General features: G+C 41.6%; 10 protein-coding genes and 2 tRNA genes. 11 read left to right on the top strand and 1 reads right to left on the bottom strand.

The annotated features are described in order from the left end of the window. The first annotated feature begins 47 nt into the window (after nt 1–47). The 3 genes from mutS (at nt 48) to PHU20_RS06580 (ending at nt 3,189) form a co-directional block, all read left to right on the top strand. Nucleotides 48–2,630, top strand: coding sequence for a DNA mismatch repair protein MutS (gene mutS / locus PHU20_RS06590; RefSeq protein ID WP_274825169.1), 2,583 nt, complete (start codon nt 48–50; stop codon nt 2,628–2,630). Nucleotides 2,631–2,766: 136 nt separating this feature from the next. Then, nucleotides 2,767–2,839 (top strand) — tRNA-Gly (locus PHU20_RS06585). 266 nt (nt 2,840–3,105) lie between these two features. Continuing rightward, nucleotides 3,106–3,189 (top strand) — tRNA-Leu (locus PHU20_RS06580). A 193-nt stretch (nt 3,190–3,382) separates the two neighbouring features. On the opposite strand, the gene PHU20_RS06575 is transcribed toward PHU20_RS06580, so the two are convergent. After that, on the bottom strand, nt 3,383–3,556 hold the full coding sequence (locus PHU20_RS06575; RefSeq protein WP_274824567.1) for a hypothetical protein: 174 nt from the start codon (nt 3,554–3,556) through the stop codon (nt 3,383–3,385). Nucleotides 3,557–4,856: 1,300 nt separating this feature from the next. On the opposite strand from PHU20_RS06575, the gene PHU20_RS06570 reads away from it, so the two are divergent. The 8 genes from PHU20_RS06570 (at nt 4,857) to PHU20_RS06535 (ending at nt 14,013) form a co-directional block, all read left to right on the top strand. Continuing rightward, nucleotides 4,857–5,906, top strand: coding sequence for a glycosyltransferase family 2 protein (locus tag PHU20_RS06570; protein WP_274824566.1), 1,050 nt, complete (start codon nt 4,857–4,859; stop codon nt 5,904–5,906). Further along, the gene (locus PHU20_RS06565; protein WP_274824565.1) at nt 5,903–6,769 is read left to right on the top strand and encodes an ABC transporter permease; all 867 of its coding nucleotides are present in this window, start codon (nt 5,903–5,905) and stop codon (nt 6,767–6,769) included. Before PHU20_RS06570 ends, PHU20_RS06565 begins: the two co-directional genes overlap by 4 nt. Nucleotides 6,770–6,775: 6 nt before the next feature. Beyond that, nucleotides 6,776–8,050 carry an ABC transporter ATP-binding protein gene (locus tag PHU20_RS06560; RefSeq protein ID WP_274824564.1) on the top strand — a complete coding sequence of 425 codons (1,275 nt, stop codon included), beginning with the start codon at nt 6,776–6,778 and terminating at the stop codon, nt 8,048–8,050. Between the two features lie 97 nt (nt 8,051–8,147). Then, nucleotides 8,148–9,059, top strand: coding sequence for a glycosyltransferase family 2 protein (locus PHU20_RS06555; RefSeq protein ID WP_274824563.1), 912 nt, complete (start codon nt 8,148–8,150; stop codon nt 9,057–9,059). A 17-nt stretch (nt 9,060–9,076) separates the two neighbouring features. Beyond that, on the top strand, nt 9,077–10,087 hold the full coding sequence (locus tag PHU20_RS06550; RefSeq protein WP_274824562.1) for a glycosyltransferase family 2 protein: 1,011 nt from the start codon (nt 9,077–9,079) through the stop codon (nt 10,085–10,087). A gap of 10 nt (nt 10,088–10,097) precedes the next feature. Continuing rightward, on the top strand, nt 10,098–11,354 hold the full coding sequence (locus PHU20_RS06545) for a glycosyltransferase family 2 protein (protein ID WP_274824561.1): 1,257 nt from the start codon (nt 10,098–10,100) through the stop codon (nt 11,352–11,354). 8 nt (nt 11,355–11,362) lie between these two features. After that, entirely contained in the window at nt 11,363–12,994 is a 1,632-nt protein-coding gene (locus PHU20_RS06540) for a glycosyltransferase (RefSeq protein WP_274824560.1), read from the top strand. Nucleotides 12,995–13,005: 11 nt separating this feature from the next. Further along, nucleotides 13,006–14,013 carry a polysaccharide deacetylase family protein gene (locus tag PHU20_RS06535; RefSeq protein ID WP_274824559.1) on the top strand — a complete coding sequence of 336 codons (1,008 nt, stop codon included), beginning with the start codon at nt 13,006–13,008 and terminating at the stop codon, nt 14,011–14,013. The last annotated feature ends 279 nt before the right edge of the window (nt 14,014–14,292 follow it).

Below are 14,292 nucleotides of genomic sequence, written 5' to 3'. Positions count from 1 at the left end.
ATTCGCTTTTGGCAGCTAAGAAAAAAACAAAGAAGGTCACTCCTTTAATGCAACAATACAACACCATCAAGACCAAATATCCTGATGCCTTGTTGCTATTTCGGGTCGGGGATTTTTATGAAACTTTTGGGGAAGATGCCGTAAAGGCTTCCAAGATATTGGGTATTATCCTAACCCATCGGAATAATGGGGGCGACCGTACCGAATTGGCCGGTTTTCCCCACCATTCGTTGAACACCTATCTGCCAAAATTGGTAAAAGCCGGGCAACGGGTGGCCATTTGCGACCAATTGGAAGACCCCAAACTCACCAAAAGCATCGTAAAACGCGGGGTTACCGAGTTAGTGACCCCAGGGGTTGCGATGAACGATGACATCCTGAACGCCAAAACGAACAATTTCCTTTGTGCCGTCCATTTTGGCCGAAAAGTATTGGGGGTTTCTTTTTTGGATATTTCCACGGGTGAATTTTTGATGGCCGAAGGCAATGAGGAACAAGTGGATAAATTGCTCCAAAACCTGGGGCCCAATGAAATTTTGGTCTCCAAATCCCATAAATCGGAATTCCAATCCCTATTCGGCAACCGTTACCATACCTTTTTTACCGAAGACTGGTTGTTTCAGGAAGATTATGCCCTGGAAACCCTTACCAATCATTTTAAGACCAACTCCTTAAAAGGATTCGGCGTCGATCGATTGGGGAACGGGATCATTGCTTCGGGCGTCGTATTGCATTACCTGTCGGAGACCCAACATCGGCAATTGCAACATATCAATACCATAAAACGCATTGCAGAGGAAGAGTATATTTGGATGGACCGATTCACCATCAAAAACCTTGAACTCTACCATTCCCCGAACCCCAATGCCGTAACCCTTTTGGAAGTCATCGACCATACGGTTTCGCCCATGGGAGGCAGAATGTTGAAACGTTGGTTGGCCTTACCCTTGAAGAACATCGAAAAAATACGAAGGCGCCATCAAGTGATCTCCTATTTGATCAAGGAGGAAAGCGATTTCGAAAAATTACGCCACCCGATAAAACTTATGGGGGATCTTGAACGGTTGATCTCGAAGGTGGCCACCGGAAAAATAAATCCGAAGGAAGTCATCCTCCTGAAAAATTCCTTGGAAGCCATTCTCCCCATAAAACAACTGACGAAAAACTGTCCGAATGAGGCGCTTCGAATGATCGGGGATCAATTGCACTCCTGTGATATGTTGCGCAACAAGATCAAGGAAATGGTGAATGAGGAAGCTCCCGTGAACGTACTCAAAGGCCATACCATTGCCGAAGGGTATTCGGAGGAACTTGATGAACTCCGGGGCCTGGCCTTTTCCGGAAAGGAATACTTGGACCGGATGTTGGAAAGGGAGACCGAAAAAACGGGGATAACCTCCTTAAAAATAGCATCGAACAACGTATTTGGATATTATATCGAGGTCAGGAACACCCATAAGGACAAGGTTCCCGAAACATGGATACGCAAGCAGACCTTGGTCAATGCCGAACGCTATATCACCGAGGAACTGAAGGAATACGAGGCCAAAATACTCGGTGCCGAAGAGCGCATTCTACAGCTAGAACAACAACTGTTCGCCCAGCTCGTGGTATGGATGCAGGAATATATCGTACCCGTACAGAACAATGCCCACCAAATTGCCCAATTGGATTGCCTTTGCGGTTTTACCCAATTGGCCAAAAGCAATGATTACAACGAACCACAGCTCAATGATTCCACCGAACTGGAAATTCTGGGAGGTCGCCATCCGGTTATAGAGAAGCAATTGCCCCTAGGGGAGCCCTATATCACGAATGATGTGGTACTCAATCGGGAAAACCAGCAGATCATCATGATCACGGGGCCCAATATGAGTGGTAAATCGGCCATTTTACGACAGACGGCTTTGATCGTATTATTGGCCCAAATGGGAAGTTTCGTACCAGCGGCATCGGCTAAGATAGGGTATGTCGACAAGATTTTTACCCGGGTGGGTGCCAGTGACAATATTTCCATGGGCGAATCCACTTTTATGGTCGAAATGAACGAAACGGCCTCCATACTCAACAACCTATCGGAAAGAAGTCTGATCCTATTGGACGAAATCGGAAGGGGAACAAGTACGTATGACGGGATATCCATTGCCTGGGCCATATCGGAATACCTCCACGAGCATCCTGCCCGTGCCAAAACCCTTTTCGCCACCCACTATCATGAACTCAATGAAATGGCATCGACTTTTGAACGGATCAAGAATTACAATGTATCCGTAAAGGAGCTGAAAGACAAGGTGCTGTTCTTACGAAAATTGACCCCGGGGGGAAGTGAGCATAGTTTCGGGATCCATGTGGCAAAAATGGCCGGTATGCCCCAACAGGTCATCCACAAAGCGAATAAGATCCTAAAGAAACTCGAAAAATCGCATTCAAGTGAGGAGTTGACCGACAAGTTACAGGCCGTAGAAGACGACATGCAATTGAGTTTCTTTAACCTTGACGATCCTTTACTGGAACAGATCAAGGAGGAAATCATCCATTTGGACATCAACACCCTTACCCCTGTAGAGGCCTTGATGAAGTTGAACGAAATCAAACGATTGCTCAGCAAGAACAAGAAGGCCTCTTCTTAGACTTGGGAGGCATTGGAAAACAGGAAGATTTCAAAGATTATAAAGGTTTGAATATTTTAGAAAGAAATTCTTTGCCTTTTATAGAAATGTATTAAATTTGCATCCGCATCCAAAACGATGTGCAGTTCTTTAAAATGCGAAAATAGCTCAGTTGGTAGAGCATCACCTTGCCAAGGTGGAGGTCGCGGGTTCGAATCCCGTTTTTCGCTCTGGGTTTTATAAAGAGAGTAAGGGTAATTGCTATCGAATCATTTTACAGCGACCTCGGTCGCGGGCCATTGACGATTCCGCCTTGCGGAATGTCAAGGTACTGACCTTGAGTCAGTATTCGAATCCCGTTTTTCGCTCTGGGTTTTATAAATGGATTTGGAATCATGTCGACTTTCGAAGTCGGTATTCAAATTCCGTTTTCCCACCAATAACGCTGCTTGCCAGCGTTTTTTTTTAATCCGGTCATGCCTATTTGGGCAGACAGGCTCGAGTGGTGGAATTGGTAGACACGTTGGACTTAAAATCCAATGGCCATTAGGCCGTGCGGGTTCAAGTCCCGCCTCGAGTACAGATAGTTGAAAAAGTCCTGACGGTTGTCAGGACTTTTTTGTTTCCGGTAACTGAGCCAAGCTAGCTTGGGTGAAGGTGGACGAAACAAAAAAGCCTCATGGAATGAGGACTTTTTCAACTTCAACATGTTCGGGCGGGACTCACCGAGCAAAGCGAGGTAATTCCCGCCATTGGAAATTCGTTTTATTTTCTCACCATCTTAAACGAAGTAAAGACAAAAAAGCGGCATTAGATGCCGGCTTTTTCACTTTCAATAGGTTCGGGCGGGACTCACCGAACAAAGTGAGGTAATTCCCATCGGCACGGGCCACCAATGCCACATCGAATTCGGCGGGACTCACCGAGCGAAGTACCATAATTCCCATCCTATCGAATTACGTAAAACCCTAGATTACCCCATCTCCCTTTTTTAATCCTGTTCTTTTTTGCATCGCCCTAAAAAGAACCAAAAAACGCTAGGCTGATTTTTCTTGTCTTGAAATCCACGGACTTTCCACAGCCGCAGCGCCCAGACCGCTTTCACTTGGGTGAAATGCTCTTTGGGCGCCTACCTTTGCCCCATGTGAAAACTCCTTGATTTACTACGAAAATAAAAATAGGCCGTTTCCCTGTTCCCAACAGCATTCATAAGCCATAAAAGCTCTACGTACACTGGAAACATTAGGTCCAGTGGCTTAGAAACACATTTTCATAAACATTCTATTGATGAATGATTTCCTAAACAGGATCTATAGTTAAAAAAACAATGCACTAAGGTCAGGCCTTTTCTTCTCAATATGTTTGGGTGGAACCCACTAAAGGAAGCGAAGCAATTCCCATCCCAGTGATTTCCATAGACCCTTAGAACACCCCATCTCCCTTTTTTAATCCTGTTCTTTTTTGCATTGCCCCAAATGCAGAGCATTCATGAATACGTTTAAAAAACAATGGATAAGCCGATGAATAAAAAGAACCAGGACCGAACAACCAAGGTACGGTGTACCTTGGTTAAGAGGGGCCAGCCGTAGCCTAGGCCCGTCGATCAACAGTAAAGTTTCAAAGTATCCTAACTTTCCACAGCCGCACCATCCAGGCCCCTTTCACTAAAGTGAAATGCTTTATGGATGGATTCCCAAAGCCGAAGTGGAAATTCCTTGATTTACTACCAAAATGAAAATAGGCCGTCTCAAAGCCCCAACTGCCTCTAAACAGTAATCCCAAATTCCTAAAAGTTTGTGCTTTTTCAACTTCAACACGTTCGGGCGGGACTTACGAAGTCTGCAAATACAAATAATTCCAACTAATTGGCACTCTTCTGCTTATTGAAGCAAAATACCCCCAACAATAAAACAACTATAATCTTCTAGGGCAAGTCATGAATGAATCGTAAATCCAGAGCGAATCCCAGAATAAAAAGCAGTGTTCTACCATGGTAACCTGTCCTTCCTTAAAACAAAGGTTAATGTGATTAAGCCAAAAATCATTACCCTAGTTAACTAGCAATGATATTATATCCAAAACAAAAGATGTGATAAAAAGGACAATGACAAAATACCGCTGATATTAATGTGAAATCATCACATACTAAAATTAAAATTTTAGTTATTTTTAATATTCATTGCAAGTTATTTACAATTAACTTGCGTTTAATCTTTATGCGTAATATCGGCTGAAAGTAGATTGTATATGTTCAAACGTATTCCCGATCATCCACCACTTATAAAACCCTATTCAGGTGACTACAATCCACTTTGGTCGGTAATGATCCCTGTTTACAACTGCATGGATTATCTTAAAGAAACGATGGAAAGTGTCCTACAGCAGGATGCAGGTCAGGAGTTGATGCAGATTGAAGTTGTGGACGATTGTAGTTCGGATGGTGATGTTGAAGAATTGGTAAAGAAAATAGGTAAAGGACGAATTGGTTATTACCGACAAAAAGAAAATCTGGGAAGTTTACGGAATTTCGAAACCTGCATCAATCGTTCAAAAGGAAAGTACATTCATCTCCTCCATGGTGATGATAGGATAGAAGTCGGTTTTTACGATGAAATAGCGGCTTTGTTCCGTGATTATCCAAAAGCAGGGGCGGCCTATACGAATTTCAATTTTATCGATAATGCTAGCCGTTTGGTTGCCAAAAAAAAGGATAGTATTCTAGAGCAACCGGGAATCATTCCCGATTTTTTTGACAAGATAGCGGTAAAGAATCTTCTCCAACCTCCAGCAATAGTAATCAAGCGTACCACTTTTGAAGCATTGGGCAGTTTTTTTGCGGTCCATTTCGGTGAAGATTGGGAGATGTATGCGAGGATAGGCTCCAAATTTCCGGTAGCCTACTCCCCTAAACATCTTGCTTCTTACAGGCTTGATCCCAGAAGTGGCATTACCCAGAAAAGTTTTCTTAGTGGTCAAAATTTTTTGGACATGGGAAAGGTAATCGATATCATACAGCAGTATTTACCTGAACATAAGCGATCCAAAATAAAAAAAGCTGCCTTGGCAGATACTGCCCAATACACCGTTAAATGTGCCAACAGCCTACTTTTAAACCATAGAAAAGCCGCCTTGAGGCAAGTTAAGGGAGCTTGGGGCATGAGTAAGGACCTTACTACACTCTATTGGATAATACGCTTTTATGCCATGTATATTCTAAGATACAAGCAAATTGAAAGCATCCTAAGGAAGGGAAAAAAGATTGAATCAATTAAGAACAGTAGATCCAAAATACTATGAACGACAAAACCAATAGCCTTGGTACTACTAATTGGGAATGGGAGATCAAACCCGGGACATCATGGTGGAACATTAGTTTGGCCGAACTTTATTCCTTTAAGGATCTATTGCTGCAATTGACCAGGAAAGAATTTTTAGGATTATACCAACAAACCCTATTAGGACCATTTTGGGCATTGATCAGACCACTGTTAACCGTAATTACCTATGTTGTTGTGTTCAATGAAGTTATCGGCATTCCTACGGGAGGTGTACCTCCATTTTTGTTTAATTTAATCGGTATTACCCTTTGGAACCTGTTTTCGGAAACGTTCATGCAAACGTCAAATACCTTTTTCCAAAATGTTGAAATTTTCAGTAAAGTGTATTTCCCTAGAATTATAGTTGCACTTTCGACCCTCTGGCTGCAGTTGATATTATTTGGTATCCAGCTACTATTGCTTGTTGCCGTTTATCTTTTCTGTTATTTCAGTGGACTGGTCGACTTTAATGCCGGTCAAGGGCTTTTGGTTTTTCCGGTAATCATCATAACTGCAGGTATCGGATTTGGGGGCGGTTTGATATTCTCTGTCCTTACCGCCAAATACCGGGACCTTTTGTCGTTGATACAGCTCGTTATACGCTTGCTTATGTTTATTTGTCCCGTTTTTTACACCATGAGTATGGTTCCCCAAAAATTTCAATGGTTAGCGCACCTCAACCCATTATCCGCCCTCTTTGAGTATTTCCGGTTTGCATTTTTAGGCATCGACAACGTAAATGCGATCCAGCTTCTTTATAGTTTTAGTTTTATGGTGGTCATTGTTCTATTAGGGATTATGCTGTTCAATAAAATGAGTGATAAATTGATTGATATCTTATAAAAAATTATGTCCGATATAGTAATACAGGCTGAAAATATTTCCAAATTATATCGACTGGGTACCATAGGCTCCGGATCATTACGTCGTGATATGCAATCGTGGTGGGAGCGTAATGTCTTAAAAAAGCAAAATCCAGACCAGTATATCAGGGGAGGTAAAAAGGTTGATACTTCCGAGGTCATTTGGGCCCTCAAAAATGTCGACTTTGAACTAAAAGAAGGTGAGGCCTTAGGCATTATCGGTCACAATGGTGCCGGAAAATCAACCCTATTGAAGATATTATCGCGCATCATAAAACCTACCGAAGGTATCGTTCGAGGACGGGGCCACATCAGTAGTTTGCTTGAGGTGGGAACAGGATTCCATTCGGAACTTACCGGTAGGGAAAATATTTATATCAGTGGTCATATCCTTGGAATGAAAAAATCCGAGATATCCAGGAAATTTGATGAAATCGTTGATTTTGCCGGAGTTGAGGCATTTATCGATACCCCGGTAAAAAGGTATTCTTCCGGAATGTATGTTAGATTGGCCTTTGCGGTAGCCGCACATTTAGAGCCGGATATCCTTATTATCGATGAAGTTTTGGCCGTAGGTGATGCGGAATTCCAAAAGAAATGCCTAGGAAAAATGAATGAAGCGTCCAGCAAAAGTGGTCGTACCATTATATTCGTCAGCCACAATCTACAGGCCGTAAGTAATCTTTGCTCCAAGGCATTGTGGTTGGACAAAGGAAGTGTATGCGCCAGGGGAAATGCAAAAACGGTGGTGAACCAATATTTGAGCACACTGCAAAAACAAAATTGGATTAAGGAGTTCCATACATTGAACGAAGCGCCGGGAAATGATTTCATTCGCGTACTTTATACAGAACTAACACCCCATTTTGTTGATGCGCTTTCCGTTGTGGACATCAGGACCCCACTGACCGTTAAATTTCGCTTTTATAATGCAAGTGAAAACATTCTATTGGCCGTAGGTGTACACCTTTTTACTATTTCAGGTGAATGTATTTTTGATGTTTCCCATGATTCACTGCTATATAAAAAAGGAATCATCGAAGGAGAATGCCATATACCGGGAGATTTCCTAAATGATGGGTCATATTATATTTCCCTCATCTTCGTTGAAAATTCTTCCAAGCAATTGTATTATTACGAGGCGTGTTTATCTTTTGAGGTGGCCGATTTTAGGGAAAATATCAATTGGTACGGAAAATGGATGGGATATGTTCGCCCAAAATTCCCCGTAATCACCAGACAAACTGAAATTCATGACTAACTATAATCGTATTGCCCGTATGGATTTATCAACCAAAACAAGCAACAAGTTTACGAAAACTCAGGGTTATAACTTTATATAAAACAACAAATCAAGGATGAATAGTCAAGACCAACCACTAGTTTCAATCATAATTTGCTTTTTAAACGAGGAGAAATTTTTAGGAGAAGCAGTAAACAGTGTGCTTGAGCAAGACTATGAAAATTGGGAACTTTTTTTGATTGACGATGGGTCTTCCGACAATAGCCCTTCCATAGCTTTGGATTTTGAGAAAAAATTTAAAGGCAAGATCCATTATCATGACCATCATAACCATAAAAACAAGGGGCTTAGTGCCAGCAGGAATGAAGGAATAAGAAAATCAAAAGGCGATTTGGTAGCTTTTCTTGACGCGGATGATATTTGGCTACCTACAAAATTAAGCGAACAAGTCGCTATTTTTAATAAAAACCCATCCATTGGCTTATTGGCCGAGGCATCATCCTATTGGTATAATTGGGACGATGACGGGTTGGACAATGTCTTGATTCGAGTTGGTGCCAGCCCGGATAAGATTTATGACCCCCCACATTTAATGTACCTACTTTATCCTTTAGGAGACGGTGCAGCTCCTTGCCCATCTTCATTAATGGCAAAAAGAAAGGCGATCGAAAATGTGGGATATTTTGAGGAATCCTTTAAACGGGAATATGCTTTGTACGAAGACCAAGCCTTTTTAAGTAAAATATATTTAAAGGAAAGCGTGTATATTTCATCGGCCTGCAATAACATGTACCGCCAACGTCAAGAGTCCATCGTAAAAACGGTTCATTCAGCTGGCCTTTACACTAAAGTACGAAAATACTATCTCGAATGGTTCATGTCTTATTTAGACAAAAACAACATCCGAGACCCTCAACTAGATTTAATGGTAAAAAAGGCTTTACGCCCCTTGAAATATCCCATTTTATATAATTCCAAGAAAAAAATACTCGCGAAACTGAAGTCATTCCTAAAAATGGAAATGTAATTATATACAGAAATAAATTGGAAAGGATACCACAGACCCCGCCAAAAATCGCCCCCATTACGGATGGATTACCCCGCCCGTTATGGTCTGTGATGATTCCGGCCTACAATTGTTCCCAATATTTGCCCGAGGCCATACAGAGTGTATTACAACAGGATATGGGCCCAAATTTGATGCAGATCGAGGTCATAGATGATTGTAGTACCGACGCGAATGTAGAAGACCTTGTAAAAACCATAGGTAATGGTCGCGTAAGCTACTATAGACAAAAAACGAATTTAGGTAGCCTTAGAAATTTCGAAACCTGCATCAATCGTTCAAAAGGTATATATATCCACCTGTTACATGGTGATGATCGGATCAAACAAGGATATTACCATTCCGTAACGGATATATTCAATAAATTCCCACAGGCAGGCGCAGCTTCCTGCGCATGGGAGTATATAAATGGCGAAGGTAATTTCACTCGTCGATCCCATCTGGAAGCCGATTATCCTTGCCTATTGGAGAACTGGATATATAAACTTGCGGAGCGACCCCGTCTACAATATGTGGCCATGACCGTGAAACGGGAAGTCTATGAGAAGTTAGGAAGCTTTTATTTAGTACATTATGGTGAGGATTGGGAGATGTGGGCACGGATAGCCAAAGAATATGAGACGGCTTATATCCCAGAATTCCTTGCTGAATACAGGGAACATAAAAATTCAATTACTTGGCACAGTTATCAAACAGGACAAAACGTAAAGGATATTGCAAAAGTCACCTCGGCAATAATGAATTATCTGCCCCAAAAAGACCGCCGAAGAATGCTTAAAACGGCCAAAAAGAACTTTGCGCATTGGATACTGGAAGATACGTATGTACCTTGGTTTTCCCATAGGAACAATAAAATCGCCTATAACCAAATCAAAACCATATTAGGCATACACATAGACTGGCATATCATTTCAAGAATAAGCCGCTTACTGCTACATATGTGGACCGACCCCTACCGAAGTATATTTAAAAAAAAGCACCCAAAATAATACAATCTCCATGCTAAACGGATCTCCTTACATCACACAATATGTACAATTGGAAGAAAAGGGCTCTTCATTTGTTCCGATTCCTGAACCGGGCAAAAGGTATTACTATGTTTTTTGGTGGCACAAAATACCCCTCGGTCATTTATATATGGAAGAAGTCGGGATTGCCGATCTTGGAATGGAGATCTTGGACGTAATAATCCCCACGTTGACCCATTACAAAGCCGACAAGCAACAAATAGACCATATCGCACAAGCTTATAGCACCAAGGATTTTTTAGAATTTTCAAAGGTCATGGATGAAATACTTTCTCCCTACAGGTCTTTGAACATACCAGATGAGGTTGATGTATCTGTTGTGATCTGTACCCGAAACCGCAGCGAAAGTTTAAAAAAATGTCTCGATAGTTTAAGCAAACAAATCTGTAAGCCTCGGGAAATCATTGTCGTTGATAACGCTCCCTCAGACGATAGTACAAAATCCGCCGTAGCCTTATACCCCAGTGTCAGTTACCATAAAGAACCACGGCCGGGATTGGATATAGCCAGGAATACCGGTGCACGGTTGGCCTCGTTCCCCATAGTGGCCTATACCGATGACGATGTATCGGTAGACCGCTTATGGGCTTTCCGCATTTGGGAAACTTTCTTACAAGAAGATATCGATGCGATGACGGGTTTGGTGATCGCTTCATCCCTTGAGACCGAAAGCCAACAGCTATTCGAAAAACATTGGGGATTCAACAAAGGCTATCGGGATATCCATTTTACCGGCGATTTCATCCTTAAAGCCCCAGGTGCACCAAAAGTATGGGATATTGGTGCAGGTGCCAATATGGCCTTTCGAAAAAAGGCCATTGAACAGGTCAATTATTTTGATGATAGATTGGATGTCGGTGCTGCCGGTTGCAGCGGGGATTCCGAAATATGGTTTCGCATGTTGGCCAACAATATGGCCATTCATTACAACCCTAGGGCCTATGTCTTTCACGAACATCGAAAGGAAATGGCTCAGCTTCACAAGCAACTGTTCGGGTATATGCGTGGACATTCGGCCTCGGTACTCATACAGCATGCCCAAAACAAAGCAGTTGGGTATAAAAAATATTTGTATTTTAAACTACCCAATTATTATCTTTCCTTACTCCTATCCGGTTTCCCGAATTATGGATTTCGGTACCAGACCCTATGGAGCGAAATAAAAGGTCTTATATCCGGGATACGTTTTTACCATAACCATAAACACAAACCACCATCAACCCCCTAACCAACGCTATGGCAAAACCTTTAAACTCAACCCCCTCCCTAGTTTCAGTGGTCATCACTTGCTACAACCATGGAACGTATTTACCAAAGGCAATTGAAAGCGTTTATGCCCAATCCTATCGACATTTTGAAGTAATTGTCGTTGACGACGGGTCTTTGGATGATACGAAGAGCGTATGCTCCAATTACCCTGAAGTGAACTATGTGTATCAGGAAAATGCCGGTTTATCAGCCGCCAGAAACATGGGAACCAAACATATTAACGGGGATTATGTCGTGTTTTTGGATGCTGACGATTGGCTTTTAGATGAGGCTTTGGAAATCAATCTCAATTATTTGAAATCCAATGTCAACGCAGCATTCGTGTCGGGTGGCCATAAACGCTACTTTGAGCCGGAAGGAAAAATCCAGACCATTCAACAAGAAGTAACCGAAAACCACTATTGCAAAATGTTGGAAGGCAACTTTATCGGTATGCATGCCACCGTAATGTACCGAAGTTGGGTATTTGAAAAATTTGCTTACAATACCGCTTTACGATATTGTGAAGACTATGATTTATATCTTCAATTAACAAGGTCTTTTCCTATGGTACACCATACCCGATTAATAGCCGTTTATAGGCAGCACGGCCATAATATGTCCTCAAATTACACTGAGATGATGAGGTATGTACTACTAATTTTAGAGGCACAGGGGAAAAAACTCAAAACATCCAAAGAAAAGAAATCACTTTTAATTGGAGTGGAATCATGGACAAATTATTATTCCGAAAAAATAGTTGACCATGTTCTCAATCAATTGGATATTAAAAATTCGGACTTCACCTTAAATGATATAAAGCCTTTGGAAAATAATAGCCCACTACTTTACAGAAAGTTAAAAACCGGAAAAATGAAATACCTAAAAGAGGCGATCCATCCAAAAATCAAGGATAACATAAAAAAACTGATCCCTAAACGTATACTCAACGCAATAAAGAAAACGTATCAAACGACAGGTAAAGTGAATTTGGGTAGTCTCAATAGGACTACCCCCATAAGTACGGAATTCGGTTATGATCGCGGTGGTCCTGTAGACCGCTATTATATAGAAAACTTTTTAAGGGAAAGTTCGTCTTTGATCAGAGGTAGGGTACTTGAGATAGGTGATAATGCGTACACGATGGAATTTGGGGGGAGTAAGATTACCAAAAGCGATATTCTACATGTGGATGACTCCAATGAACAAGCCACATATATCGGGGATTTAAGCAATGCCCCACACCTACCTTCAAATACTTTTGACTGTATCGTACTTACCCAGACCCTTCACCTTATTTATGACTATAAAGCGGCAATCGAGACCTGTTATCGGATTTTGAAACCTGGTGGAACCTTATTATTGACCGTGCCCGGCATCAGCCATATTGGCCAAGATGAATGGGGCAAATACTGGCTATGGTCATTTACCGATGTCTCCATGCAAAAGATAATGGGGGAGCACTTCCAGAAGGATAAAACCTCCATCAACACCTATGGGAACGTTTTGGTGGCCAGCGCATTTTTATATGGAATGGGACTTCCTGAGATTCCCAAGGAAAAATTGGACTACCACGACCCACATTATCAGGTAATAATCACGGTCAGTGCCGTAAAATAACGAACGCTAGCATGATTTCAAGGATCAAAAAGTATTTACGCCCTAAGGAACCCAAGGCCATTGTCCTTATGTATCACCGTGTATGCACTATTAAAACAGACCCTTGGCAATTGGCAGTGAATCCAACTAATTTCGAAACGCAGATCAAGGCGTTGAAGAATAACTTTCATGTATTGCCCGTTAGTGATCTAATGCAACAATTCAAGGATGGTAAGATCAAACCAAAAAGCATATACATTACCTTTGATGATGCCTATCGGGATAATTTCACATATGCAAAACCGGTATTGGAAACCCATGGTTGTCCGGCCACTTTCTTTATTCCCACCCATTTTGTAGGGCAAAACGAATTGTTTTGGTGGGATGAATTGGAATCCATTTTCCTTCATGCAACAAAACTCCCTCCGAACCTGACACTTTCCATAGGCAAAAAAAAGTATACATTTCACTTTGAGGGCGAACCTTTGAACGAGGAAATCAGGACAAAACATCAATCCTGGGTTTGGCCTGCACCCCCACCGACCAATCGTTGCAAAACATATCTTGAACTATGGGAACTTTTAAAGCCCCTATCGCTTACCGAAATATCAGGGATTTTAGAGGTAATACGTAAATGGGCCGATCATACCCCGTCCCAAGGACCTGAAAACTATCCTATGAACCGTGGGGAATTGGAAAATTTAGCGCAAAACGAATTATTTAGTTTAGGCATACATACCATGACCCATCCTGCTTTGGCCTATCATTCTACAGAATTTCAAACCTCAGAAATTACCGGAAGCAAAAATTTTCTTGCTGCCATGGGATTTCCTCAGATCAATGCCATCGCCTATCCTTACGGTAATCATAACGATGAGACACTTTCGGTTGTAAAGCAAAACAATATACCTTTAGGTTTTACCACAGAGGAAGCGGTAATCACCCGAAACTCCACTCCATTGCGCCTAGGGCGCATTCAGGTAACCAATTGTAGTGGGCCCAAACTGATCGAAAAATTAAATTATTATTTCGACTTATAATCTATTGTGTAAAGTGGTGATGATCGTATTGTTTTAAAAACCCCAAAATAGAGCTTGAAGAATTTCAAGATGTTCGGGGCGATACATTTACTTTTCCGATGAGGCGAGTAAGAAGCAAAACTTCCGGCACCACAAAAGCAATATTTTTACGAATCCTTTAAAACTTGCAGATATTACAATTCTCTCTTACTTTTCTTAATTATCTGCATTTAAATACCTGAAAACAAAAATTTATGATAAAAATCACTACAAAATTCTACCTCTTTCTGCATTTTAACC

Origin of the sequence: Maribacter polysaccharolyticus (genome assembly GCF_028882255.1) — a bacterium.
In the GTDB taxonomy this organism is placed as follows: Bacteria; Bacteroidota; Bacteroidia; order Flavobacteriales; family Flavobacteriaceae; genus Maribacter_A; species Maribacter_A polysaccharolyticus.
This window is presented reverse-complemented; position numbering and strand designations above follow the sequence as displayed.

Bases quoted from the DNA above. Each gene is read 5' to 3' on its own strand.
- mutS (WP_274825169.1), top strand. From the start codon at position 48: ATGCAACAATACAACACCATCAAGACCAAATATCCTGATGCCTTGTTG.
- PHU20_RS06575 (WP_274824567.1), bottom strand. From the start codon at position 3,556: ATGGGAATTATGGTACTTCGCTCGGTGAGTCCCGCCGAATTCGATGTG.
- PHU20_RS06570 (WP_274824566.1), top strand. From the start codon at position 4,857: ATGTTCAAACGTATTCCCGATCATCCACCACTTATAAAACCCTATTCA.
- PHU20_RS06565 (WP_274824565.1), top strand. From the start codon at position 5,903: ATGAACGACAAAACCAATAGCCTTGGTACTACTAATTGGGAATGGGAG.
- PHU20_RS06560 (WP_274824564.1), top strand. From the start codon at position 6,776: ATGTCCGATATAGTAATACAGGCTGAAAATATTTCCAAATTATATCGA.
- PHU20_RS06555 (WP_274824563.1), top strand. From the start codon at position 8,148: ATGAATAGTCAAGACCAACCACTAGTTTCAATCATAATTTGCTTTTTA.
- PHU20_RS06545 (WP_274824561.1), top strand. From the start codon at position 10,098: ATGCTAAACGGATCTCCTTACATCACACAATATGTACAATTGGAAGAA.
- PHU20_RS06540 (WP_274824560.1), top strand. From the start codon at position 11,363: ATGGCAAAACCTTTAAACTCAACCCCCTCCCTAGTTTCAGTGGTCATC.
- PHU20_RS06535 (WP_274824559.1), top strand. From the start codon at position 13,006: ATGATTTCAAGGATCAAAAAGTATTTACGCCCTAAGGAACCCAAGGCC.